We start from the raw sequence: 23,884 nt of genomic DNA, 5'->3' as shown, positions 1-23,884 counted from the left end.
CCGAAGGCTGCGATCTTTTTTGTTTGTTGTCCTGTTGGTCAGCAATTTGCATTGGCCCTGACCACACACAACAAAATGGAGCTCCAATTCATGCAAATACGTCCGCTGCACAAACTGCTGTGCGCCGCCCTCGGTCTGGGGATCAGCCTGAGCGCCAGCGCTGCCGATCCGCTGAAGGTCGGTTTCGTCTACATCGGCCCGATCGGTGACCACGGCTGGACGTATCAGCATGAACAGGGGCGCAAGGCACTCGCCGAGAAATTCGGCAATCAGATCACCACCAACTACGTCGAGAACGTCGCCGAAGGTGCTGACGCCGAACGGGTGATCCGCAACATGGCCAAGGACAAGTACGACCTGATCTTCACCACCTCCTTCGGCTACATGAACCCGACGCTGAAAGTCGCCAAGCAATTTCCAAAAGTGACGTTCGAACACGCCACCGGCTACAAACAGGACAAGAACCTTGGCACCTATCTGGCGCGCACCTACGAGGGTCGCTACGTCGGCGGCTTCCTCGCGGCCAAAATGACCAAGACCAAAAAGATCGGTTACGTCGCTTCGTTCCCGATTCCCGAGGTGATCCGCGACATCAACTCGATTCAACTGGCGTTGAACAAGTACAACCCTGGCACCGAGATCAAAGTGGTGTGGGTCAACTCGTGGTTCGATCCGGGCAAGGAAGCCGACGCGGCCAACGCGCTGATCGATCAGGGCGTCGACGTGGTATTCCAGCACACCGACAGTCCGGCACCGATTCAGGCCGCTGAACGTCGCGGCGTCTACGCGGTGGGTTACGCCTCGGACATGGCGCACTTCGGCCCGAAAGCGGTGCTGACCTCGATCGTCAACGACTGGGCGCCGCATTACATTCAAGCGACGCAGAGCGTGATCGATCACACCTGGAAATCCCAGGATTACTGGGGCGGGCTGAAGGAAGGCACGGTTGAACTGCCGATCAGCGATCTGGTGCCGGCACCGGTGAAAGCCGAAGCCGAGCAGATCATTGCCGACATCAAGAGTGGCGCCTTCCAACCGTTCACCGGACCGATCAAGGATCAGGCCGGCGTCGAGAAAATCCCGGCGGGCGTGAGCGCAACCAACGCGGAACTGGCGTCGATGAACTATTACGTTGAAGGGATGAAGGCGGAGATGCCGAAGTAATCCTCCGCAAAACACACCGTTCCTGTGGGAGCTGGCTTGCCAGCGATAGCGGTCTGACAGGCTGCATTGATATTGAATGTGATGGCCTCATCGCTGGCAAGCCAGCTCCCACAGGGGTTTTCAGTGTTCTCAAGTTAACGTTTCTTCAGGACAACTGTATGGATCAGCTTCCAATCATCGACATCAGCCCCCTCTATTCCAACGACGAAAACGCCTGGCCCGCCGTGGCCGAGCAGATCGACCACGCCTGCCGTGAATGGGGCTTCTTCTACATCAAGGGTCACCCGATTTCGCCGCAGCGCATCGACGCCGTGCTCGATCACACGCAACGTTTTTTTGCTCTGCCAGCAGAGGAAAAACTCCAGATCGACATCACCCAGACCCGCCACCATCGCGGCTACGGCGCCATCGCCACCGAGCAACTCGACCCGAGCAAACCCAGCGACCTCAAAGAAACCTTCGACATGGGCCTGCACCTGCCGGCCGTCCACCCCGATGTGCTCGCGGAAAAACCGTTGCGCGGTCCTAACCGGCATCCGTCACTAACGGGTTGGGCGGACTTGATGGAACAGCATTACCTCGACATGCAGGCCCTCGCGCAGACCCTGCTGCGCGCGATGACCATCGCGCTGAACATCGAACGTGATTTCTTCGACAGCCGCTTCGTGGATCCGGTCAGCGTGCTGCGCATGATCCATTATCCACCGCGCCACACCGCCAGCTGCGCCGAGCAACAAGGCGCCGGCGCGCACACCGATTACGGCTGCATCACCCTGCTCTATCAGGACAGCGCCGGCGGCTTGCAAGTGAAGAACGTCAAAGGTGAATGGATCAACGCGCCACCGATCGATGGCACGTTCGTGGTCAATCTCGGCGACATGATGGCGCGCTGGAGTAACGACCGTTATCGCTCGACCCCGCACCGCGTCATCAGTCCGCTCGGAGTGGATCGCTACTCGATGCCGTTCTTCGCCGAACCGCACCCGGACACCCGCATCGAATGCCTGCCCGGTTGTCAGGACGCACAGCATCCAGCGAAATATCCGACGACCACTTGCGCCGAATTCCTGCTGTCGCGCTTCGCCGATACCTACGCTTATCGCCGCGAGCAGGAAGCCGTTTGATGGATCGCTTGGTCAGGTTTTGCCAATTGTTTCGGCGCGCATCTGTAGAATGCCGTCATTGCACCTGATGAGAAAAGAATATGTACGACTGGCTCAACGCCTTGCCCAAGGCTGAACTGCACCTGCACCTGGAAGGCTCGCTGGAGCCCGAGCTGCTGTTCGCCCTGGCTGAACGCAACAAGATCGCCCTGCCGTGGAACGACGTGGAAACCCTGCGCAAGGCGTACGCTTTCAACAATCTGCAGGAATTCCTCGACCTGTATTACCAAGGCGCTGATGTACTGCGCACTTCGCAGGACTTCTACGACCTGACCTGGGCGTACCTGTTGCGCTGCAAGGCGCAGAACGTGATTCACACCGAACCGTTCTTCGACCCGCAGACTCACACCGATCGGGGCATCCCGTTTGAAGTGGTGCTCAATGGCATCGCCGCCGCGCTGAAGGATGGCGAACAGCAACTGGGTATCACCAGCGGTTTGATCCTCAGTTTCCTGCGCCACTTGAGCGAAGAAGAAGCCGAGAAAACCCTTGATCAAGCGCTGCCGTTCCGTGACGCGTTTGTCGCTGTCGGTCTGGACAGTTCCGAGATGGGCCACCCGCCGAGCAAGTTCCAGCGTGTGTTTGATCGTGCCCGCCACGAAGGCTTCCTGACCGTTGCCCACGCCGGCGAAGAAGGCCCGCCGGAGTACATTTGGGAAGCCATCGACCTGCTGAAAATTCAGCGTATCGACCATGGCGTGCGCGCCATCGAAGACGAGCGCCTGATGCAGCGAATCATCGACGAGCAGATCCCGCTGACCGTGTGCCCGCTGTCGAACACCAAGCTTTGCGTGTTCGATCACATGTCGCAGCACAACATTCTCGACATGCTCGAGCGTGGCGTGAAGGTCACGGTGAACTCCGATGACCCGGCGTACTTCGGTGGTTATGTGACCGAGAACTTCCATGCGCTGTACGAGCATTTGGGCATGACCCAGGATCAGGCCAAGCGCCTGGCGCAGAACAGCCTGGATGCGCGCCTGGTAAAACCGTAAGCAAAACCGCAAAACCCTTGTAGGAGTGAGCCTGCTCGCGATAGCGGAGTGTCAGTTGAAACATTTGTATCTGACACTCCGCTATCGCGAGCAGGCTCACCCCTACATTAGATCGGTGTTAGCCGATGGATTGGGTTTCAGTCAGTTCCTCGAGGGTTTTCCCCCGCGTCTCCATCCCGAACAACCACACCACCCCCGCCGCAATCGCAAAACACGCCGCGCCCAGCGCAAACACCCCGCCCTGCCCGGTTATCGGGAACACCAGCCCGGTCACCAACGGCCCGAGCAATGAACCGACGCGGCCAATCGCCGAGGCAAACCCCGAGCCGGTTGCGCGCGCGGAAGTCGGATACAACTCCGGCGTGTAGGTGTAAAGCACCGCCCACATACCGAACAGGAAAAACTGCATCAACAATCCGGTGCTGATCAGCAGCGCTACGTTGCCGCCGAACACCGCGCTCTGGCCGTAGAGAAACGCCATCACCCCACCGCCGAGCAACGTGACGATGCACACCGGTTTGCGCCCCCAGCGCTCGACCAGCCACGCGGCCATGAGAAACCCGGGAATCCCGCCCAGCGAAATCAGCACCGTGTAATACACCGACTGCGTCACGGCAAAACCCGACTGTTGCAGTAGCGCACTCAGCCAGGACGTCAGCCCGTAGAAGCCGAGCAAGGCGAAGAACCACAAACTCCAGATCATCGTCGTACGCTGGCGATATTGCGGCGACCAGATCTGCTTGAGCGCCGAGAAGAAGTTGCCCGGTGGCGTCACCGTGCGCGGCAGACGAATCGGTTGCGGCAATGCTGCGCCGCCTAACGAAACACGCACCCGCGTTTCGATGCCGTTCAACACTTTGTCCGCCGCCTCCTCGCGTCCGGCCTGTTCGAGCCAGCGTGGTGACTCGGGAATGAAAAAACGGATCGCCAGCACAAACACCGCCGGCACCGCGAGGACAAGGAAGATGTCGCGCCAGCCAATCAGCGGCAGCAGAAAGTACGACAGCACGCCCGCCGCGACAAAACCCAACGGCCAAAAACCGTCCATCAAGGCGATATAGCGCCCGCGCCGTTGCGCCGGAATCAGTTCCGAGAGCATCGACTGGGCAATCGGAAACTCCATGCCCATGCCGATCCCCAAGAGAATCCGGAACAGCGTCAGCGTCTCGACCGTCTGCGCCGTCGAGCACAGGTAACTGGCCAGCCCCCACAACACGATGCTCCACTGGAACACCGGTTTGCGCCCGAAACGATCGGCGAGCATTCCCGACAGCGACGCTCCCAGGACCATGCCGAAAAAGCTCGAGCTGGCGAGCAATCCGGCCTGGGCACTGCTCAGGCCGAATTCGGCTTTGATCGAGCCCAGCAGGAACGTCATCATCGCCAGATCCATGGAGTCGAAGAAAAACGCCAAGGCGATGATGATGAAAATGACCCGGTGATAACCGCTGACTGGCAGACGTTCCAGTCGTTCTGCCGCGCTAAAGCGTTGAGTGTCCATGCCGTGCTCCCCCATCTGGAAAAATCCCCGGATCGAGTGTGCGCGATGGTCATTCGAAGGTCGTACTGATTGCGACCTGCTTGCATTCGTGGACGACGTCAATCAGCAAAGCCTGCACGACGACCTCTCTACAACGCCATTTCCAGCTCGGTTTCCTTGGCAAAACGATGGATTTCCCGCTGCCCGGTGGCGGTTAATTGCAGCGCGCGGGAATCGTTGGGCAACGACAGCCAGCCCGATTGCATGAACAGCTGTAGCAACGCCGCCCCGAGTGTTCCGCCCAAGTGCGGACGTCTCTCGCTCCAGTCCGGACAAGCGCACGCCACCTGCACATTACGGTGGGCCAGGGCCTGGATGAACACTCCACGCTTGGCCAGTTGTGTGGAACCCTTGTAGGTCACCACCACGCGTTGCTCGAGCTGCTCGATCCAGCCGGCATCCAGCAGACGCTGGTAGAGGTCGGCAGCGAGGGTGCCGCCCAAATGGTCATCGCAGAAACGTGCACGCAGCAACGACGACGGCGCAGCCTGGGACTTGGCAATCGGGGTGCTGCGCTTGAAGACCTCAGGCACTTCCCGGGGAGCGCTGGCAATGGTTGCACTGGCCAGCGCCTCGATGGCGGCACCGATTTCGGGAGCGGCCAGGCGAAAGAAACGTTTGCGACCGCGAATTTCGATCTTCAACAGACCGCCCGCGGACAAACGCCCAAGATGGGCACTGGCCGACGATGGCGAGAGTCCTGCCAGCAGCGCCAGCTCTTCGGTTTGCCGGGCCGAGCCATCCATCAACGCCCACATCATCGCGCTGCGCTTGGGGTCGGCCAGCAACGTGGCGATCTGGCTGATGCAAGGTGCATGTTCCATGTGTTCACTCCCTGTTGAATCGTATCGTCTACTGCTCGGAGACATCTTGGCCGCTAATGAGTCATCGGCCAAGACGCGAAAATCGCCATGAACCGGGGCAAGGCAGGCCACTGACGCAGCCTGCTCCGGCGCAGAACCCGTAGCAGTCGCGCGACCGTCACTCGAATACTGGGTGGCGCGGTGCAAGAGTCTCCGGGCCGGGGGTCGGTGCAGGTCTGAGGCGGGCGCTAGTATAAGCGGGTTAGCCCCCGCGTCCCGCGCCGGGGCCTGCGCAGGTGGTGATTGTTCCTGACAGAAATTTCGCTATTTAGCTGCGACTAATGATCAACTTCCGAAAAAGCGGGAAATTGACTACTCAATTCAGCGCATCGGCTGGCGAGCATTTCCCTTAGAAGGTTCACCGGCTTACTCAATTGTGCGCGATGGGCGCACAACAAATTCAGCGGAGCACGCTCACACAGCAACTCCGGCAGCAGCACTTTGAGACGCCCGGCGAGCACATCGGCGCCCACATCCAGCCACGACTTGTAGGCAATCCCGGCGCCGGCGACTGCCCACAGACGCACGACGTCGGCATCATCACTGAAACGGTCTCCACTAACGGTCAGCCCGACTTCCCGTTTGCCATCGTGAAAACTCCAATGGTCATGAACCCGGCTGCCGAGCATGTACAGCAGGCAGTTGTGCTGGGCCAGTTGTTCGAGCTGACGCGGTTCGCCGTGCCGGGCCAGATACGCCGGGGAGGCGCACAGCACGCGACGGTTGTGCGGGGCGATGGGCAAGGCGACCAGGCTCGAATCTTCCGGCTCGCCATAGCGCAAGGCGATGTCCACCGGCTGGCGGAACAGGTCGGCAATGCGGTCGCCGAGCAACAGCCGCACGGTCAGCTTCGGGTGTTCGCGCTGGAACTCGTCGAGCCAGGGCAGCAACAGGTTACGGCCGAAGTCCGAAGGCGCGGACAGCTGCAAAACGCCACTGACCTGATCCTGCCCGCTGGCGAGCAAGCGCCGGCCTTCATCCAGATTGCTCAGCGCCGCCCGCGCGTATTCGAGAAAGCCTTCGCCCTCGGCGGTCAGGCGCAGGCTGCGGGTCGAGCGAGCAAGCAAGCGTGCGCCGAGCTGCTGTTCGATGCGCTTCAACGCCGCACTGGCCACCGCTGCGGACATGTCCATCACCCGCGCCGCCGCCGACAGACTGCCCAGATCTGCCGCCCGGACAAACAACTGCAAGTCATCGAAACGCAACATCTTCAGCCTCGATTATCAAAAAAATATTGAAAGAGACTGCTCTTTTAGCCGGTTTTATCTTGCAGAGAAATAGCCAATCATCGCTCCATCGCATTCATCCCGCTGCTCTGGAGCCGAGCATGTCCCAGCCATTCACCGCCATTGCCACACTGGTCGCCAAACCCGGCCAACAGGATCTACTCGAACAGGGCCTGCGCGCCCTGGTTGAGCCGAGCCGCGCCGAAGCCGGCTGCAGCCAGTACGACTTGCACCGCGACCTCGCCGACCCGCAGGTTTTCTACGTGATTGAACACTGGGCCAGCGAAGCGGTACTCGAAGCGCACAACGCCAGCGCGCATTTTCAGCACTTCCAGGCCAGTGCCGGCCACACCATCGAACACTTCCAGCTCAAACGCCTCGGCGCGATTGCCTGAGCCCTTCTTCTATTAACTGTACGGAGCCCTTCATGAAAGCCATCGCCTATTACGCTTCCCTGCCGATCAGCGACGCCAAATCCCTGCAAGACATCGAACTGCCGGAGCCGGTCGCCGGCCCGCGCGACCTGCTGGTGGAAGTCAAAGCCATCTCGGTCAACCCGGTCGACACCAAAGTGCGGCAGAACGTGGCACCGGAAAACGGCGCGGCGAAAGTGCTGGGCTGGGACGTTGCCGGTGTGGTCAAGGCTGTCGGCAGCGACGTGACGCTGTTCAAGGCTGGCGACAAAGTCTTCTACGCCGGCTCCATAGCCCGTGCTGGCGGCAATAGTGAGCTGCACGTGGTCGATGAACGCATCGTCGGCCATATGCCCAAGTCGCTTGATTTCGCCGAAGCCGCCGCGCTGCCGCTGACCGCGATCACCGCTTGGGAGCTGTTGTTCGAACGCCTGCAAATTCGCGAAGGCAAAACCGATCAAGAGCAAAGCCTGCTGATCGTCGGCGCGGCGGGTGGCGTGGGTTCAATTTTGACGCAACTGGCCAGGCAGTTGACCGGTTTGAAAGTGATCGGCACTGCGTCCCGCGAGCAGACTCGTGACTGGGTAAAAGAACTGGGTGCCGACCTGGTGATCAACCACAGCCAGCCACTGAGCGAAGAACTGAAACGCGCAGGCATCAACCACGTGACCCACGTTGCCAGCCTGACCCAGACCGACCAGCACATGGATCAATTGGTCGAAGCCCTGGCGCCACAAGGCAAACTGGCGCTGATCGACGATCCGAAATCACTGGACGTTTCCAAGCTCAAGCGCAAGAGCCTGTCGTTGCACTGGGAGTTCATGTACACCCGCTCGCTGTTCGAAACGCCGGACATGATCGAGCAGCACAACCTGCTCAATCGTGTGGCTGAGCTGATTGATGCGGGGACGTTGAAGACGACGGTGGGTGAGCATTTCGGCGTTATCAATGCCGCCAACCTGCGCCGCGCTCATGAGCTGCTGGAAAGTGGCAAAGCCAAGGGGAAAATTGTTTTAGAAGGTTTCTAAGATCGAAAAAACGAAGCCCTCGGCAGCGCTTACAAGGGCTGCGAGGGCTTTTTGCCGTCAGTCCGACAGTTGACCCTTGTCACAATTGCGATCGTATTCAGGACTACAATCGAAGCCTCTGCGATACATCTTTTACGCAAGGGAGGTCAGCAATGAAGATCCTGATAAAAGAAGTGGCAAAGTCTCAATGGCAGGTTCGTCTGGACCAACACGCCGTGACATTTCGCAGTGAAGCCGAAGCACTGGCCTTCACCCGCACCCTCGAAGCACGAATTTGCGCGCCCCACCCGTTTCCCGACCGCAGCCAGCAGCGCGCTGCCGGCTGAGGATTCACGCCTCGGCCTGGGCTTGCGCCAGCGCCCGCGCGTTCTGCAGACGGCGGGTGAGCATCGCGACGCACACCACCAGTACACCGCAAATACTGATGACGATCGCCATCGGTACAGCCGTGCCGTCGTGCAACACCCCCACCAGCGCTGAAGCGCCAGCGGCGACGCTGAACTGCATGCAACCGAGCAACGCCGAAGCACTGCCGGCGCGGCCGCCCTGCCCGTTCATTGCGCAGGCTGCGGCGTTGGGGCTGATGCAACCGAGGCTGGACACACAGATGAACAGCGGAATCAGCAGTGGCCACAGGGATTCGGTGTGCATGGCGCTGACTGCGAGCAGCGTCAGCCCCGCCGCCAGATAAACCCACACCGCACGCGCCAGCAGGAACGCCGGGCCACGCTTGGCCAACAGTCGCGCATTGACCTGCGCCACCAGAATGAAACCCGCCGCGTTGGTGCCGAACAACCAGCCGAAATGCTCGGCGGGCACGCCGTACAGCTTGATGAAGATGAACGGCGAACCGGCGATGTAGGCGAACATCCCGGCGATGGCGATACCACCGGTCAGGGCATGGCCGAGGTAGACGCGATCACTCAGCAGGCGCGCGTACTGGCGAAAAGCACCGGACAACGGTTGGCGAGGCATGCTCGCTGGCATGCTTTCCGGCAGACCGAGGGCAACCGCGAGGGCGGCCAGGGCACTGAAACCGGTCAGCACCAGAAAGATCGACTGCCAACCGGTGGTGTTGACCAGCAAACCGCCAAGCATCGGCGCCAGAATCGGCGCCAGGCCCATCACCAGCATCAACTGCGAGAAGACTTTTGCCGAACCGACCGCATCGCACTTGTCGCTGACCACCGCCCGGGAAATCACCATGCCCGCACAACCGCCCAACGCCTGCACGAAGCGCGCGCCGATCAGCCATTCGAGGTTCGGCGCATAAGCGCAGGCCAGCGATGCCAGGGTGAACAGCGTCAGGCCCACCAGCAGCGGGACGCGCCGACCAAAGCGATCCGCCACCGGGCCATACGCCAATTGGCCGATGGACAGGCCGGCGAAATACGCCGCCAGCGTCATCTGCACATGTTTCTCATCAGTGCCGAACGCCAGCGCCATCGAGGGAAATGCGGGTAAGTAGAAGTCGATTGCCAAGGGCCCGAAGGCGGTCAAGGCACCGAGAATCAGAATGGTACGGAAGTTCATCAGGCATCCAGTCAGGCAAGTCGGCAGCCCGACAGTTTAGCCGTGCCCGGACGCCTTGAACATTCCGATAGCTCGCTAACTAAAAAAATCAGACGAGCTTGACGGCATAGCCTTCTTCGCTGATGACTTCGATCACCTGTTCGGCGCTCAGCGCGCTTTCGACGCCGACCTCTTTCGCCGCCAGATCGACCCGCACGCTGGCCGCCGGATCCTTGGCCTGCACGGCGTTGGTGATGGCTTTGACGCAGTGACCGCAGGACATGCCTTGAACGTTGAACACTTGCATGGGAAGACTCCTTTGAGTGAGGTTGCCGACAGTCTCGAGCTTGCCACGATGGCAAGGTCAAGTTCTTGAATAAACTGCCGGGCTGGCAATCGGCGCCGCGCTCGGCCAAGCTGCGTACATCAATGACTCGATTCAGGAGATTCAGCCATGCGCTGGTCAGCTTTCAGCCTGTTTGGCTTTCTCAGTCTCTTTGCCGCCGTCCCTCAAGTGCAAGCCGCCGGTGAGGATTACGCGGTGCTGATCATTTCCCGCGAGCGTCTGGAAGTGTCGACCTCCTGCGAGATCGGCGTGTACATCCAGGATCAGCTCTCGGCGCGGTTGCTGCAGGAGCAAAGCATTTCCTTCAACCTGCCACCGGGCACAGTATCACTGCGCCTGAAGTTGTTGCCGGGACAAGTCGCCGGGTGCAATCCGGGGATGCTTGCGCCGGGCTCGCAGGAGATCAAATTGCGTGCCGGTGATGTTTTGAAGTATCGGTTGGCGATGAATTCGGAAGGCGTCTATCTGAAACGCGCCGATCTCGAATATTAAGTAAGTAGAGATCGTTCCCACGCTCTGCGTGGGAATGCAGCCATGGACGCTCTGCGTCCCGAAGCGTGACGCAGAGCGTCACAAGAGGTATTCCCACGCAGAGCGTGGGAACGATCACGGTAGGAAGATTGGCGCTTGACCTTGCCCGCATGGCAAGGTTGATCCTTGTAGGCATCCACTACAGGGAGTACGACCGATGTCAGATTCCATCACCTTCGACCTGCCGATTGCCGGCATGACCTGCGCCAGTTGTGCCGGGCGTGTCGAGCGGGCCTTGAGCAAAGTCAGCGGCGCCAGTGCCGTCAGCGTCAATCTCGCCACCGAGCAGGCCCGAGTGCAGGCGCCGGTCGACAGTCTTGCGGCTTTGATGGACGCGGTTGAGCGCGCCGGTTACAGCGTGCCGCAGCAAACTTTCGAACTGAACATCGAAGGCATGACCTGCGCCTCCTGCGTCGGTCGCGTCGAGCGCGCCCTGAACAAAGTCCCCGGCGTGAAAAGCGTCAGCGTCAACCTGGCCAACGAGCGCGCGCACCTCGAATTGCTCGGTCAGGTCAATTCACAAACCCTGCTCGACACCGTCAACAAGGCCGGCTACTCCGCCAGCGTCTGGCAAGCCGAACATCCGCAAACCGATACCCAGCAACAGAAACTCACGCATGAACGTTGGGCGCTGATCTGCGCGATTGCACTCGCCCTGCCGCTGGTGGCGCCGATGTTGCTGCAACCGTTCGGCATCCACTGGATGCTCCCGGCCTGGGCGCAATTTGCACTCGCCACGCCGGTGCAATTCATTTTCGGTGCACGTTTCTATGTCGCCGCATGGAAAGCGGTGCGTGCCGGCGCCGGCAACATGGACTTGCTCGTCGCCCTTGGCACCAGCGCCGGTTATGGCTTGAGCCTTTATGAATGGGCCACCGCCGCCGGGCGTATGCCGCATCTGTATTTCGAAGCATCGGCGGTGGTCATCGCTCTGGTGCTGCTCGGCAAATACCTGGAGAGTCGCGCCAAACGCCAAACCGCCAGTGCCATCCGCGCCCTCGAAGCATTGCGTCCGGAGCGGGCGATTCAAGTCATCGACGGTCGCGAGCAGAATGTCGCCATCAGCGCCCTGCGCCTCGACGATGTGGTGCTGGTGAAACCCGGCGAACGCTTTCCGGTGGACGGCGAAGTCATCGAAGGCCAGAGCCACGCCGATGAAGCGCTGATCAGTGGCGAAAGCCTACCAGTGCCGAAACAACCGGGGGACAAGGTCACCGGTGGTGCGATCAATGGTGAAGGTCGCTTGCTGGTGCGCACTCAAGCGCTCGGCGCGGAAACGGTATTGGCGCGGATCATTCGCCTGGTCGAAGACGCTCAAGCCGCCAAGGCACCGATCCAGAAACTGGTGGATAAAGTCAGCCAGATCTTCGTGCCGACCGTATTGCTGATTGCTCTGGCGACGCTGATCGGTTGGTGGCTGTACGGCGCGCCGCTGGAAACCGCGCTGATCAATGCCGTCGCGGTTCTGGTCATCGCCTGCCCGTGTGCACTGGGTCTGGCGACGCCCACCGCAATCATGGCCGGCACCGGTGTCGCGGCGCGCCACGGCATTCTGATCAAGGACGCCGAAGCGCTGGAACGTGCCCATGAAGTCAGCAGCGTGGTGTTCGACAAGACCGGCACGCTGACCTCCGGCACCCCGCGTATCGCCCATTTCAGAGCCGTCGATGGTGATGAACACAATCTGCTGAAACTGGCGGGAGCGTTGCAACGTGGCAGCGAACATCCGCTGGCCAAAGCGGTGCTGGATGCTGCAGCCGAACGTGAACTGACCGTCCCGGATGTCAGCGACAGCCAATCCCTGACCGGGCGCGGCATCGCCGGCAATCTTGACGGCCGACGCTTTGCACTGGGCAATCGGCGGATGCTCGAGGAGAGCGGCTTGAGCGCCGGTGACCTCGCCGAATCTGCCACAGCCTGGGAAACCGAGGGTCGCACCCTGTCGTGGCTGATCGAGCAAAGCCCTGAACCGCGCGTGCTCGGCTTGTTCGCCTTCGGCGACACTTTGAAACCTGGCGCACTGGAAGCTGTGCAGCAACTTGCCGCGCGCGATATCCACAGCCACCTGCTGACCGGTGACAACCGTGGCAGCGCTCGGGTGGTCGCCGAGGCGCTGGGCATCCGTAATGTCCACGCCGAAGTGCTGCCCGCCGACAAAGCTGCGACCGTCGCCGAGCTGAAAAAAACCGGCGTGGTCGCCATGGTCGGTGACGGCATCAACGACGCCCCGGCCCTTGCCGCTGCCGACATCGGCATTGCCATGGGCGGCGGCACCGACGTCGCCATGCACGCGGCGGGCATCACTCTGATGCGCGGCGATCCACGGTTGGTGCCGGCGGCGCTGGAGATCAGTCTCAAGACCTATGCGAAGATCCGCCAGAACCTGTTCTGGGCCTTCGTCTACAACCTGATCGGCATTCCGCTGGCAGCGTTCGGCTTTCTTAACCCGGTGCTGGCCGGCGCGGCGATGGCGCTGTCGAGCGTCAGCGTGGTGAGCAATGCGCTACTGTTGAAAACCTGGAAACCCAAGGATCTGGAGGTGCACCGATGAACATCGGTCAAGCGGCCAAACACAGCGGCCTGAGCGCGAAAATGATCCGCTACTACGAATCGATCGGCCTGCTCAAAGCGGCCCATCGCACCGACAGCGGTTATCGGGTCTACGGCGATGACGACCTGCACACGCTGGCGTTCATCAAGCGCTCGCGGGATCTGGGCTTTTCGCTGGAAGAGGTCGGCAAACTGCTGACCCTCTGGCAGGATCGCCAGCGCGCCAGCGCCGATGTGAAGGCGTTGGCGCGCCAGCACATCGACGAGTTGAATCAAAAGATTCGCGAACTCGGAGAGCTGCGCGACACCCTGCAAGACCTGGTCGAACACTGCAACGGCGACCATCGCCCCGACTGTCCGATCCTCAAGGAACTGGCGTCGGGCTGCTGCGCGCAACCCGCCCGCGTCTGAGGGCCAACAGCTTCACCGCGAGCAAAGTGCCGAGGGGAATGCCGTGGAACAGCATGACCACGGCACCCGGTGTCCACCAGGCGTAGAACGGCGCGGCGATCAGCATACCGACACCCAACCCGGTCATTTGCAGCAGCGTCAGAAAACTGAAGATCGGCAGGCGCAAAGATTCCGGTTCTCGCTGCAGACGTGACATCAGGCCGACTTCGGAAAAACCGTCGCCCAGCCCTGCCGGCAGCGAAAACAGCAGCAAACCGAAAAGGCTGTGCTGCTGAAACATCAGGATGAAGCCGCAGGACATCAGCGCCACACCGAAAAAGAATAGGCGCTCCAGATGAACGTTGTCCGAGCCCTTCAGGCGGCTGGCGATTCGCGCTCCGAGCAATTTGCCGCTGGCCCACACCGCGAGCATCAGGCCCAATGTGGTGCTCGCTGAATCCGGCGAGAGCAATTTCGAGATGATCGGAAAACCGACGTTGTGCGCCGCGCTGCCGAGGGTGTCGCCCATGCTCACCGCCAGCATCGCAGCAATCACCGGCGCACTGCGCAGGCAGTGCATCAAGGCTGACCATTCGCTGCGATCAGTTTTTTCGTCGACGCTGTTTTTTTCGAAACGCAGCGGCACGATCAGCACGGCCGCCAACAGGTAGGTCAGCGCATTCAGGACGAACACCGTCTCGAAACCAAAAGCGGCCACCAGCAAACCGGAAACCAGACTGCCCCCCACCATGGCGGCGGAAGAGGCCGAGGTGATCCAGGCGTTGGCCCTGAGCAATTGCTCGGCGGGGATTAAACGCGGTAACTGACTGTTGAGGCCAATGGCGAACATCGAATTGCCCAAGCCCAGGCCGAAAGCAACCACGGGCAAGAAAATCGCCTGCTGTCCGACGGGCACGACCAGCAGCAAACCGAGCAGGCTGGCGCGCAGCAGATCGAAGGCAATCAACGGCAGGCGCCCACCCCAGCGGCGGTAAAACGCGGTGCCGATCAGGCTGGCAACAATCCCTCCGCCCACACGGCTGGCAAGAAAAATCCCGACGCTCATGGCGCTGTTGCTCAGCAGGTAGACGTAAGTGGCGAGCGCGACCATGTTGAGGAAAGCGCCGAAATCGGAGATCAATCGGGCGGTGACGATCAGGTGCGTGTTGCGCGGGGTGCTCACATTCAATCCTTGAGTGTGCGGAGGCCGGTCAGATTCCCACACAACTTTCAGCAACACCACTACCCCTGTGGGAGCTGGCTTGCCAGCGATAGCGGTGGTTCAGCCTGAGAAGATGTGTTGGCTGTAATGGCCCTTTCGCTGGCAAGCCAGCTCCCACAGGTTTTTTTGGTGATTTCTGGAGAACTGCAGGGCACAAAAAACCCGGCCGAAGCCGGGTTTCTCATCAAGCGATCACTGCATCCACGGTGGTGGCGGTGGTTCGTCGGACTTGCCTTTGGGCTCGTCGTCTGCCGCACGGATCGCCTGCTTGCGCTCTTCGTCGAGGCGCGCCGCTTCGATCTCGCGCAACACCCCGCCAACATCGGCGAGGTCTTCCGGATCATCGAACTCGCCGGTCAGCACGCTGGCCGGGTGCAAGGTGCCGGCTTCGTACAGCGCCCACATTTCTTTCGCGTACTTGGTCTGCTTCAACTCCGGCGCGAAGCGACCGAAATACGAAGCCATGTTGCCAACGTCACGCTCAAGCATGCTGAACGCGTGGTTGTTGCCGGCAGCGTCGACTGCTTGCGGCAGGTCGATGATGACCGGGCCGGTCGGTGTCAGCAGCACGTTGAACTCGGAGAGGTCACCGTGCACCAGACCGGTACACAACATCAGCACGATCTGCGAAATCAGAAACGCGTGATACTCGCGCGCCTGATCCGGCTCCAGCACCACGTCGTTCAGACGCGGCGCCGCGTCGCCGAATTCATCGGCGACCAACTCCATCAACAGCACGCCGTCGAGGAAGTCGTACGGCTTGGGCACTCGTACACCGGCACCGGCCAACCGAAACAGCGCCGCCACTTCGGCGTTCTGCCAGGCATCCTCGGTCTCTTTGCGACCGAACTTGGAGCCTTTGGCCATCGCCCGCGCCTGTCGGCTGTTGCGAACCTTGCGGCCTTCCTGATACTCGGCCGCCTGGCGGAAACTGCGTTTGTTCGCCTCCTTGTAGACCTTCGCGCAACGTAACTGATTACCGCAGCGCACTACATAAACAGCTGCTTCTTTGCCACTCATCAGTGGGCGCAGCACTTCGTCGACCAGACCGTCCTCGATCAGGGGTTCAATGCGTTTTGGAGTCTTCATCAGCTTTTATTGTGGGTCCTTTATTACCAAACACGCGAATGTCACTCGTTATACGGCAATCCTCGCACCACGGGGAGGGGTTGCCGACCTGTGAACCCTATGAATGCATACACTGTGCCGAAAAAAATCGACCGTTGCGAATCATAGCCGAGCCCGGGTCACTTAGCGTTATCGGCCGTCGAGGGCATTTGCGACAGAATCTGACATCTGCTTTGCCATTACGCCAGTAAACCTGTGGGAGCTGGCTTGCCAGCGATAGCGGAGTGTCAGCCACTGCAGAGGATGGATGTGCCGGCCCTATCGCTGGCAAGCCAGCTCCCACAGGAGATACGGTCAGCGCTCGATGATAGCGGTGACGCCTTGACCGCCGGCGGCGCAGATCGAGATCAGGCCTCGCCCTTTGCCTGCGGCATCGAGAAGCTTGGCCATGTTCGCCACGATCCGCCCGCCAGTCGCGGCAAACGGATGCCCCGCCGCCAGCGAACTGCCCTTTACATTGAGGCGGCTGCGGTCAATCGAGCCCAGCGGCGCGTCGAGGCCCAAGCGGGTTTTGCAATATTCCGGATCCTCCCAGGCTTTCAACGTGCACAGCACTTGCGCGGCGAACGCTTCGTGAATTTCGTAGTAGTCGAAGTCCTGCAAGGTCAGTCCGTTGCGCGCCAGCAAGCGTGGTACGGCATACACCGGCGCCATCAACAGGCCCTCGGCACCGTTGACGAAATCCACTGCTGCCGCTTCGCCATCGCGCAAATACGCGAGGATCGGCAGGCCTCGTTCCTTCGCCCACTCTTCACTGCCCAGCAGCACCACCGAGGCGCCATCGGTCAGCGGTGTGGAGTTGCCTGCCGTGAGCGTGCCTTTGGCGCTTTTCTCAAAGGCCGGTTTCAGCGAGGCGAGCTTTTCCAAAGTCAGGTCAGCGCGCAGGTTGTTGTCGCGGGTCAGGCCGAGAAACGGCGTCATCAGATCGTTATGCCAACCCTCGGCATAGGACGCTGCCAGTTTGTGATGACTCTCAAGCGCGAGCTGATCCTGATCTTCGCGGGGAATGTTCCAGGTCTGCGCCATCAGCTCGCAGTGCTGCCCCATCGACAGGCCGGTTCGCGGTTCGCCGTTGCGCGGGAATTCGGGGATCAAGTGTTTTGGCCGTAGCTGCAGAAAAGTTTTCAGTTTGTCAGCGGTGGTTTTGCCACGGTTGGCTTGCAGGAGGATTCGGCGCAGGCCTTCGCTGACGCTGATCGGCGCGTCGGAAGTGGTGTCGACGCCGCCGGCAATGCCGCTGTCGATCTGGCCGAGGGCGATTTTGTTCGCCACCAGGATCGCCGCTTCAAGACCGGTGCCGCAGGCTTGCTGGATATCGTACGCAGGCGTCGATGGCGACAAACGCGAGCCGAGCACGCATTCGCGGGTCAGGTTCATATCCCGTGACAATTTAAGCACTGCACCGGCCACCACTTCACCGATGCGCTGGCCGTGCAGGTTGTAGCGTTCGATCAAACCTTCTAGGGCGGCGGTGAGCATCGCCTGATTGCTGGCCGTGGCGTACGGCCCGTTGGAACGGGCGAAAGGAATACGGTTACCGCCAATGATCGCGACGCGGCGCAGCTGACTCATGCATAACTCCTTGTTGATCCGGATTCATTGAGATCCCTGTGGGAGCTGGCTTGCCAGCGATAGGGCCGGCACATTCAGCCTCTGCAGTGGCTGACACTCCGCCATCGCTGGCAAGCGAGCTCCCACAGGGTCGGTGGTCTACTCTGCTGTTCTAGCGTAGGCCGTATTGCGTGGATCGAACGATTGATTGCCGTCGATAGTCCACACTTTGAACCCCAACTTCTGGAGAGCGTTCCATGTCTGACCGCTATATCGACTTCGCCAACTCGTCCATCGGCCATCGTCTGGTCGGGGCACTGGGCCTGCCGTCGCCGGTGCGGCTGGAACGCTGGCAGGCCGGGCGTCTGCGTCCGGTGGAGGGTGCGCTGCTGATCGGCGGCGGTCCGCTGGCCGAGCGCATCAGCAGCTTCGCCAACCGCTTGACCGACGGCATTTATCGCTACGGCGATCAGCCTGCAAGCGCCACCGAGTGGATTCCCGGCCATGGCCCGAAACTCAAAGCCGTGGTGTTCGACGCCAGTGAGTTGCAGCACACCGACCAGCTCAAGCAACTGCGTGAATTTTTCCAGCCGTTGATGAAAAACCTCGAATCCAGTGCGCACCTGGTGATTCTTGGACGCGCCCCGGAAACCCTGCGCGAGCCGTTCGCCGCCAGTGCCCAGCGAGCGCTGGAAGGTTTTTCCCGTTCACTGGCCAAGGAATTGCGCAGCGGCGGCACGTTGCAATTGATCTACGTCGGCGAAGGAGCCGAAGATCAATTGGAAGGACCGCTACGGTTTTTCCTCTCACCGAAAAGCGCCTTCGTCTCCGGCCAGGTGATTCGCTTGACCGCCTGTGCGACACCGGTAACGGACTGGACGCGACCACTGGCCGGGCGCAAGGCGTTGGTCACGGGCGCGGCGCGAGGCATCGGCGCTTCCATTGCGGAAACCCTGGCGCGCGACGGCGCCGAGGTGATCCTGCTCGACGTGCCACCGGCGAAAAGCGATCTCGACGCCCTCGCCTCCCGCCTCGGTGGCCGCAGCATCACCCTTGATATCTGCGCCGAAGACGCCGCCAGTCAACTGATCGAACAGTTGCCTGATGGCCTCGACATTCTGGTGCACAACGCCGGCATCACCCGCGACAAGACCTTGGCCAATATGACCCCGGAATTCTGGGACGCGGTGCTGGCGGTGAACCTCAACGCCCCGCAAGTGCTGACCAAAGCCCTGCTCGACAGCGGCACGCTGCGCGATAACGCACGGGTGGTGCTGCTCGCCTCGATCAGCGGTATCGCCGGTAATCGTGGACAAACCAACTACGCGGCGAGCAAGGCTGGATTGATCGGTCTGGCGCAAGCGTGGGCGCCGACGCTGCTCGAACGCGGCATCAGCATCAACGCCGTGGCCCCGGGTTTTATCGAAACGCAGATGACCGCGCACATCCCGTTTGGCCTGCGTGAAGCCGGGCGGCGCATGAGTTCGCTGGGCCAGGGCGGCTTGCCACAAGACGTCGCCGAAGCCGTCGCGTGGCTGGCACAACCGGGCACCGGCGCCTTCACCGGGCAGGCGCTGCGGGTCTGTGGACAAAGTGTTCTGGGGGCCTAAGGCATGAGCATTGAATGGCACACACTGGATCGCGAACCGAGTTTGCCGGGGCTCTACGTGCGGGCGGCGACGCGACGCAAAATCACCGGCACACAACTGCCCGACAGCGGTTTGCGTTGCTGGGTCGAGGTCGATGGCCAACGTCTGGCGGCGTATCGCAAGGTCTGCGGATTTGCCGATGACGGCCTGCTGCCACCGACTTATCCACACATCCTCGCCTTTGCCTTGCAGATGCAGTTGCTCACGGCCAACGACTTCCCGTTTCCGTTGCTGGGGCTGATTCACCTGAGCAATCGCATCCGCGTGTTACGGCCGATGGGCGGGATCAGCCGCGCGCAAGTCAGTGTGCGGGTACACAACCTGCAGCCGCATCCCAAAGGTGCGACGTTTGATTTGTTGACCACGTTCGATGATCAACTCGGGCCGCTGTGGGAGGCAGAAAGCCAGATGCTCTGTCGCGGGGTGAAACTCGAAGGCGAGGCGCTCGAGCAGGAGTGGCGGCCGAGTCAGGCGCTGACGGAAGTGGCGCAATGGCACGCTCCGGCCGACATTGGCCGGCAATATGCCAAGGTGTCCGGCGACTACAACCCGATTCACTTGAGTGCGGCGAGCGCAAAACTGTTCGGCTTCCCCACCGCCATCGCCCATGGTTTGTGGAACAAGGCACGCACGCTGGCAGCGCTGGCGGATCAGTTGCCCAAGGCCAATCTGGAAATCGCCGTGCATTTTCGCAAACCCGTGCGCCTGCCCAGCGAGGTCAGGTTATTGGCCAGCGCAGCGGGCTCCAGTGGCGAGTTGCAGTTGATGGGCGCGGGAGACCTGGAACACATGGCAGGTCAGTGGCAACCGATTGCCTGACGCTCCGGGGGACCGGCGAACACCCTTAAATTGTGTATATATCACTTAAGTTTTCCGCGCGTTCCTCGCCCTTTGCGAAAAACCCCAGGCCTTGATTTTCAAGGCCTTTTTTTGCCCGTCTATATCCTCGGTATTAGTCATTACGCAGTGCACAGGCGCTTATATATAAAGGCGTTAATACCAACTTGAGAATGGTTGAAATCCGCGCACCGACTGAAATTACAGCCACGGACGAGGCATCACCGGCGACAGATCGGTGAGCCATCGAAGGCAACGAACGTTGTGACAGGTGCAAGGAATCTCGATCATGAAAACTCAAGACGTGTGGTGCAAATCGGCAATCGCTCTGGCATTGATTTTCTCTCTTGGCCTCGCTGGCTGCAGCAGCGGCGGTGGCGGCCATCACAGCAGTTCCGGCAGCTCTTCGCCGTCCAGCGACACCGCTGGAACGGGTGGCACCGGTGGTACTGGCGGCACAGGTGATACCGCCGGCACTGGCGGAACAGGCGGAACCGGTGGTACTGGCGGTACCAATCCAACCGATCCGACCAATCCAACCAACCCGACAGATCCTACTGATCCAACCAACCCGACCAATCCGACAACGACGCCGCTGGTGACCACAACGCTGGTGCAGGATGTCGGCACTACCGTCGCCGGCGTGGGCGATGGCGTCGGTCAGATTGGCGACTCGTTGAGCACCGTTCCCGTGGTCGGTGGCGTTGTGCAAAGCGTGGCCAACACCGCTGGCAATGCCGTAAGCACATTGGGTGACGGCGTGGCCGACGGCATCGGCAAACTGGCCACCGACCCTAATGGTCTGACCACCACCGTCGCTTCGGTGGGCGGGGTGGTCACGGATGTTGGCAACGGCGTGTCCGACCTCAGCGGCAAACTGGCGACCGCCACCGGCAGCGTGCCAGTGGTCGGTGGCGTGGTGACAAAAGTCGCGCCGCTGCTGGATGGCGTTGGCGAGAAAGTCACCATGCTCGGCAACACCCTCGACACCACGCTGACCAATGGCCCGACCAGCCAACTGACCAATCAGCTCGGCAAAAATCTGGTGCCGGTGATTGCGATGGTCGAAAGCACCACCGACAAAATCGGCAGCGCGACCGGTCTGGGCGATCCGCTTAAAGGCGTGATCCAGAAAGTCGGCGATACCGTTAACGGCGTGGGCGACAAAGTTACCGATGCAGGCAACGGCAATGCGCTGACTAACACCCTCGGCGGCGCGCTGAGCAATACCGGGACCGCGGTTGGCAAGGCCGGCGGGCTGGTGTCCAACGGCACCGGTTCCGGCACTGGCTCCGGCGGTATTGGCGGTGGCCTCGGTGGTGGCCTCGGTGGTGGCCTCGGCGGCACTGGCCTGCTGCAAACCGTGGGCGGCGCAGTGGTCAATGTCGGCGCAGGTCTGAATGCCGGTAGCAGCAATGGTGTGGTCAGCGCCGGTGGCGTTACCGCTGGTGGCCTGGGTAATACCGTTGCTTCGCTGAACACTGTGCTGGGCGGCTCGGGCTCACCGATCACGGCTACGACCTCACCACTGGCCAGCGTGGGCGCCACTTTGGGCACAGCGCTGAACCCGGTTACCAGCGGCGTCACCAACGTGACTCAACAACTGGGTGCCGCTACCGGTCTCGGTTCGCCAGTAGCCGGCCTTACTGGCCAGGTCGGCGCGGCAGTCAGCGGCATCGGCAACACCATCGCCGCCACCAACAATCCAGTGACCACGGCGGTCGGTGGCCTGGTCAACAACGTCGGCGGTACCGTCGCTGCAGTCGGCGGCCTGGTCAACGGCGGTGCCAGCGGGGGCGCCACCGGTGGTGTGGGCGGCGGATTGGGCGGTATCGTCGGCGGTCTGACCGGCGCTCTGGGAGGCAACAAACGCTAAATTGCACCTGGCCGATTCGACGGCCTTACCTACAGCGCCTACGCTTGGTTGAGGGCGGAAGATTCCCACGAGTCTTCCGCTTTTTTCTTAGGAAAAAACAGCCTCAAGCTGTGACCTGACCATGGAGTGTCCTATGCGCGTTATGGCGTCTTTGCTGTTCCTCAGCCTCAGTTCCGCTGCTCTCGCCGACACCCTGCCCAGCTTTCTCAACAGTAACGAAACCATCCGCAACCTGCCTGTGCCCAACTTGCCGGCCGATGCCTATCGCCCGAGTGCCGCGCCGGTGCAAGTACCGGATGCCGGTGCGACTGCTGCGCAGCCATTGATGATGAGCACCAAGGTCAATCTGAAAACCGTGCAGATCGAAGGCGGCACGATCTACCCGCTGACCGAACTGGCGGAGAATTACAAACCGCTGATCGGCCATGAGACCAGCCTCGCCGAGCTGATCGAAGCCACGCGCAATATCACCCGGCGCTATCAGCAGGACGGCTATCTGCTGTCGTACGCGTTCCTGCCGCAACAGAATTTCGACGACGGCGTGGCACGGGTGGTGTTGGTGGAAGGTTACGTGCGCGACGTGCAAATGCAGGGCGACATCGGCCGCGTCAAAGGCCTGATCGATGAGTTGGCCGCGAAAATCCAGGCCGAACGTCCGCTGACCCGCAAGACGTTCGAGCGCTACACCACGCTGATGACGCGCATCCCCGGCGTGACGATTCAGGCGCAGGTACCGCCGCCGGGCACCACCGACGGCGCGACCACACTGGTCGCCGAAGCCAGTCGCAAACCGTTCACCAGCACCCTGAGCACCACCGAAGACAACCGCAACGGCACCCAGGCCTTGCTCGGTGTCAGCAGCAATTCGCAGACGTCGATGGGTGAGCAATTGACTCTCAGCGGCCTGTTCCCGCCGGGCGATGATCAAGAGCATTACTACCGCCTGGACTACAACCAGTTCATCAACAGCGAAGGTGCACAACTGGCCCTGTCCGCTTCGCGCTACCGCGCCGACCCGGGCACCAGCCTGTTCCTCGACAACGGTCTGGAACTCAAACCCCATCGCGAGAACGACCGCTATTCGATCGGTTTCACCTTGCCGCTGATTGCTGCCTCCAACGAACTGCTCACCGCCGGCTCACGCCTTTACGCGGTCAACGACAAAACCCGCTACAAGGTGGTCGGCTACCCGTTGAGCGTCGAAGAGCGCACCGACATACGCGCCCTCGCGTTCGAAAGCGACTGGCGCAAGGCTGATGCCCGACAACTGCGGATTTTGAGTGGCGGTGTGTACCAGGGCGTCGACAGCATGGGCGCAAAAACCAACAACAGCGCCATCGACCTCGACTTCTTCCGCGTGCGCCTGTCCGGGGTGCAGAGCAACAAATTCCTCGACAACTGGCAGGGCGTGTTATCGGCGGCGTTGTACTGGAGCGACGACACCTTGCCCGACAGCGAACGCGCGGTATTCGGCGGGCAGAACTTCGGTCGCGGCTATCCTGACGATCAGGCATCCGGCGACAAGGGATGGGGGGTGGCTTACGAGGTCAACTACAGCTTCAATCGCGACGGCAACTGGGTGCGCATCCTGCAACCGTACTTTGTGCTGGACCGCTCGCGCAGTTGGTTCAACGAATTGCCGGTACAAGCCAACAGCCTGTCGTCGGCGGCGATCGGTCTGCGTTTCGGCGATGCCAAGTACTACAACATTGCATTGGAGGCGGCGAAGGCGATGTCGGATGAAGCGTTCGATACGTTCAATCGTCGAGCGCGGTATAGCATCAGTTTCAGCTATCAACTCTAAAACCGTCCACGTGTAGGAGCTGCCGCAGGCTGTGATCTTTTGATGTTGTTTTTTTAAAAGCCAAATCAACAGATCGCAGCCTTCGGCAGCTCCTAC

21 protein-coding genes are annotated in these 23,884 nt (G+C 61.0%); 13 read left to right on the top strand and 8 right to left on the bottom strand.

From position 1 onward, the window contains the following. Positions 1-90: 90 nt before the first annotated feature. The 3 genes from AC3Y64_RS03425 (at position 91) to AC3Y64_RS03415 (ending at position 3,322) form a co-directional block, all read left to right on the top strand. On the top strand, positions 91-1,164 hold the full coding sequence (locus tag AC3Y64_RS03425; protein WP_105709456.1) for a BMP family ABC transporter substrate-binding protein: 1,074 nt from the start codon (positions 91-93) through the stop codon (positions 1,162-1,164). Between the two features lie 158 nt (positions 1,165-1,322). Beyond that, positions 1,323-2,288, top strand: coding sequence for a 2-oxoglutarate and iron-dependent oxygenase domain-containing protein (locus tag AC3Y64_RS03420; RefSeq protein WP_489986451.1), 966 nt, complete (start codon positions 1,323-1,325; stop codon positions 2,286-2,288). 80 nt (positions 2,289-2,368) lie between these two features. Further along, positions 2,369-3,322 (top strand): adenosine deaminase, encoded by a 954-nt coding sequence (locus AC3Y64_RS03415; protein ID WP_042557518.1) that lies wholly within the window; start codon positions 2,369-2,371, stop codon positions 3,320-3,322. Between the two features lie 118 nt (positions 3,323-3,440). On the opposite strand, the gene AC3Y64_RS03410 is transcribed toward AC3Y64_RS03415, so the two are convergent. The 3 genes from AC3Y64_RS03410 to AC3Y64_RS03400 form a co-directional block, all read right to left on the bottom strand. After that, positions 3,441-4,823 carry an MFS transporter gene (locus tag AC3Y64_RS03410; RefSeq protein WP_489986450.1) on the bottom strand — a complete coding sequence of 461 codons (1,383 nt, stop codon included), beginning with the start codon at positions 4,821-4,823 and terminating at the stop codon, positions 3,441-3,443. 128 nt (positions 4,824-4,951) lie between these two features. Next, positions 4,952-5,686 (bottom strand): ArsR/SmtB family transcription factor, encoded by a 735-nt coding sequence (locus AC3Y64_RS03405; protein WP_489986449.1) that lies wholly within the window; start codon positions 5,684-5,686, stop codon positions 4,952-4,954. Positions 5,687-6,003: 317 nt separating this feature from the next. Beyond that, positions 6,004-6,933 carry a LysR family transcriptional regulator gene (locus AC3Y64_RS03400; protein WP_489986448.1) on the bottom strand — a complete coding sequence of 310 codons (930 nt, stop codon included), beginning with the start codon at positions 6,931-6,933 and terminating at the stop codon, positions 6,004-6,006. A 119-nt stretch (positions 6,934-7,052) separates the two neighbouring features. On the opposite strand from AC3Y64_RS03400, the gene AC3Y64_RS03395 reads away from it, so the two are divergent. The 3 genes from AC3Y64_RS03395 (at position 7,053) to AC3Y64_RS03385 (ending at position 8,718) form a co-directional block, all read left to right on the top strand. Further along, a complete protein-coding gene (locus AC3Y64_RS03395; protein ID WP_489986447.1) occupies positions 7,053-7,346 on the top strand; it encodes a putative quinol monooxygenase in 294 nt (97 codons plus the stop codon). 32 nt (positions 7,347-7,378) lie between these two features. Next, the gene (locus tag AC3Y64_RS03390) at positions 7,379-8,392 is read left to right on the top strand and encodes a zinc-binding alcohol dehydrogenase family protein (RefSeq protein ID WP_489986446.1); all 1,014 of its coding nucleotides are present in this window, start codon (positions 7,379-7,381) and stop codon (positions 8,390-8,392) included. A gap of 152 nt (positions 8,393-8,544) precedes the next feature. Continuing rightward, the gene (locus tag AC3Y64_RS03385; protein ID WP_167394872.1) at positions 8,545-8,718 is read left to right on the top strand and encodes a hypothetical protein; all 174 of its coding nucleotides are present in this window, start codon (positions 8,545-8,547) and stop codon (positions 8,716-8,718) included. A 4-nt stretch (positions 8,719-8,722) separates the two neighbouring features. On the opposite strand, the gene AC3Y64_RS03380 is transcribed toward AC3Y64_RS03385, so the two are convergent. Together AC3Y64_RS03380 and AC3Y64_RS03375 are read right to left on the bottom strand one after the other, a co-directional pair. Beyond that, positions 8,723-9,925 carry a multidrug effflux MFS transporter gene (locus AC3Y64_RS03380; protein WP_489986445.1) on the bottom strand — a complete coding sequence of 401 codons (1,203 nt, stop codon included), beginning with the start codon at positions 9,923-9,925 and terminating at the stop codon, positions 8,723-8,725. Positions 9,926-10,013: 88 nt separating this feature from the next. Further along, entirely contained in the window at positions 10,014-10,211 is a 198-nt protein-coding gene (locus tag AC3Y64_RS03375; protein WP_034154772.1) for a cation transporter, read from the bottom strand. Positions 10,212-10,358: 147 nt separating this feature from the next. On the opposite strand from AC3Y64_RS03375, the gene AC3Y64_RS03370 reads away from it, so the two are divergent. The 3 genes from AC3Y64_RS03370 to cueR all read left to right on the top strand — a co-directional run bounded on the left by AC3Y64_RS03370 (position 10,359) and on the right by cueR (position 13,742). Beyond that, positions 10,359-10,742, top strand: a complete 384-nt coding sequence (locus AC3Y64_RS03370; protein WP_158959362.1) for a hypothetical protein — start codon at positions 10,359-10,361, stop codon at positions 10,740-10,742. Positions 10,743-10,938: 196 nt separating this feature from the next. Further along, positions 10,939-13,332 carry a heavy metal translocating P-type ATPase gene (locus AC3Y64_RS03365; protein ID WP_489986444.1) on the top strand — a complete coding sequence of 798 codons (2,394 nt, stop codon included), beginning with the start codon at positions 10,939-10,941 and terminating at the stop codon, positions 13,330-13,332. After that, complete coding sequence (cueR, locus tag AC3Y64_RS03360) at positions 13,329-13,742, top strand: Cu(I)-responsive transcriptional regulator (RefSeq protein WP_064387762.1); 414 nt, start codon at positions 13,329-13,331, stop codon at positions 13,740-13,742. Before AC3Y64_RS03365 ends, cueR begins: the two co-directional genes overlap by 4 nt. On the opposite strand, the gene AC3Y64_RS03355 is transcribed toward cueR, so the two are convergent. From AC3Y64_RS03355 to AC3Y64_RS03345, 3 genes are all read right to left on the bottom strand, one after another. Beyond that, a complete protein-coding gene (locus AC3Y64_RS03355) occupies positions 13,696-14,904 on the bottom strand; it encodes an MFS transporter (RefSeq protein WP_489986443.1) in 1,209 nt (402 codons plus the stop codon). The two genes, cueR and AC3Y64_RS03355, sit on opposite strands and share 47 nt — an antisense overlap. Before the next feature lie 231 nt (positions 14,905-15,135). After that, positions 15,136-16,032: a PA4780 family RIO1-like protein kinase gene (locus tag AC3Y64_RS03350; protein ID WP_122593621.1), complete on the bottom strand. Its 897-nt coding sequence runs from the start codon at positions 16,030-16,032 to the stop codon at positions 15,136-15,138. A gap of 333 nt (positions 16,033-16,365) precedes the next feature. Next, complete coding sequence (locus tag AC3Y64_RS03345; protein WP_489986442.1) at positions 16,366-17,643, bottom strand: acetyl-CoA C-acetyltransferase; 1,278 nt, start codon at positions 17,641-17,643, stop codon at positions 16,366-16,368. Between the two features lie 236 nt (positions 17,644-17,879). Between AC3Y64_RS03345 and AC3Y64_RS03340 the strand changes: the two genes are divergently transcribed. The 4 genes from AC3Y64_RS03340 (at position 17,880) to AC3Y64_RS03325 (ending at position 23,788) form a co-directional block, all read left to right on the top strand. Next, positions 17,880-19,232: a 3-oxoacyl-ACP reductase gene (locus AC3Y64_RS03340; protein ID WP_489986441.1), complete on the top strand. Its 1,353-nt coding sequence runs from the start codon at positions 17,880-17,882 to the stop codon at positions 19,230-19,232. A gap of 3 nt (positions 19,233-19,235) precedes the next feature. Then, complete coding sequence (locus tag AC3Y64_RS03335; RefSeq protein WP_489986440.1) at positions 19,236-20,090, top strand: MaoC family dehydratase; 855 nt, start codon at positions 19,236-19,238, stop codon at positions 20,088-20,090. A 307-nt stretch (positions 20,091-20,397) separates the two neighbouring features. Next, complete coding sequence (locus AC3Y64_RS03330; RefSeq protein ID WP_489986439.1) at positions 20,398-21,984, top strand: collagen-like triple helix repeat-containing protein; 1,587 nt, start codon at positions 20,398-20,400, stop codon at positions 21,982-21,984. A 133-nt stretch (positions 21,985-22,117) separates the two neighbouring features. Continuing rightward, the gene (locus AC3Y64_RS03325; protein ID WP_489986438.1) at positions 22,118-23,788 is read left to right on the top strand and encodes a ShlB/FhaC/HecB family hemolysin secretion/activation protein; all 1,671 of its coding nucleotides are present in this window, start codon (positions 22,118-22,120) and stop codon (positions 23,786-23,788) included. The last annotated feature ends 96 nt before the right edge of the window (positions 23,789-23,884 follow it).

Source organism: Pseudomonas sp. 4CAES_32.4 (genome assembly GCF_058136335.1).
This window is presented reverse-complemented; position numbering and strand designations above follow the sequence as displayed.

Coding starts and splice junctions, on each gene's coding strand:
- AC3Y64_RS03425 (WP_105709456.1), top strand. CDS start 91: ATGCAAATACGTCCGCTGCACAAACTGCTGTGCGCCGCCCTCGGTCTG.
- AC3Y64_RS03420 (WP_489986451.1), top strand. CDS start 1,323: ATGGATCAGCTTCCAATCATCGACATCAGCCCCCTCTATTCCAACGAC.
- AC3Y64_RS03415 (WP_042557518.1), top strand. CDS start 2,369: ATGTACGACTGGCTCAACGCCTTGCCCAAGGCTGAACTGCACCTGCAC.
- AC3Y64_RS03410 (WP_489986450.1), bottom strand. CDS start 4,823: ATGGACACTCAACGCTTTAGCGCGGCAGAACGACTGGAACGTCTGCCA.
- AC3Y64_RS03405 (WP_489986449.1), bottom strand. CDS start 5,686: ATGGAACATGCACCTTGCATCAGCCAGATCGCCACGTTGCTGGCCGAC.
- AC3Y64_RS03400 (WP_489986448.1), bottom strand. CDS start 6,933: ATGTTGCGTTTCGATGACTTGCAGTTGTTTGTCCGGGCGGCAGATCTG.
- AC3Y64_RS03395 (WP_489986447.1), top strand. CDS start 7,053: ATGTCCCAGCCATTCACCGCCATTGCCACACTGGTCGCCAAACCCGGC.
- AC3Y64_RS03390 (WP_489986446.1), top strand. CDS start 7,379: ATGAAAGCCATCGCCTATTACGCTTCCCTGCCGATCAGCGACGCCAAA.
- AC3Y64_RS03385 (WP_167394872.1), top strand. CDS start 8,545: ATGAAGATCCTGATAAAAGAAGTGGCAAAGTCTCAATGGCAGGTTCGT.
- AC3Y64_RS03380 (WP_489986445.1), bottom strand. CDS start 9,925: ATGAACTTCCGTACCATTCTGATTCTCGGTGCCTTGACCGCCTTCGGG.
- AC3Y64_RS03375 (WP_034154772.1), bottom strand. CDS start 10,211: ATGCAAGTGTTCAACGTTCAAGGCATGTCCTGCGGTCACTGCGTCAAA.
- AC3Y64_RS03370 (WP_158959362.1), top strand. CDS start 10,359: ATGCGCTGGTCAGCTTTCAGCCTGTTTGGCTTTCTCAGTCTCTTTGCC.
- AC3Y64_RS03365 (WP_489986444.1), top strand. CDS start 10,939: ATGTCAGATTCCATCACCTTCGACCTGCCGATTGCCGGCATGACCTGC.
- cueR (WP_064387762.1), top strand. CDS start 13,329: ATGAACATCGGTCAAGCGGCCAAACACAGCGGCCTGAGCGCGAAAATG.
- AC3Y64_RS03350 (WP_122593621.1), bottom strand. CDS start 16,032: ATGAAGACTCCAAAACGCATTGAACCCCTGATCGAGGACGGTCTGGTC.
- AC3Y64_RS03345 (WP_489986442.1), bottom strand. CDS start 17,643: ATGAGTCAGCTGCGCCGCGTCGCGATCATTGGCGGTAACCGTATTCCT.
- AC3Y64_RS03340 (WP_489986441.1), top strand. CDS start 17,880: ATGTCTGACCGCTATATCGACTTCGCCAACTCGTCCATCGGCCATCGT.
- AC3Y64_RS03335 (WP_489986440.1), top strand. CDS start 19,236: ATGAGCATTGAATGGCACACACTGGATCGCGAACCGAGTTTGCCGGGG.
- AC3Y64_RS03330 (WP_489986439.1), top strand. CDS start 20,398: ATGAAAACTCAAGACGTGTGGTGCAAATCGGCAATCGCTCTGGCATTG.
- AC3Y64_RS03325 (WP_489986438.1), top strand. CDS start 22,118: ATGCGCGTTATGGCGTCTTTGCTGTTCCTCAGCCTCAGTTCCGCTGCT.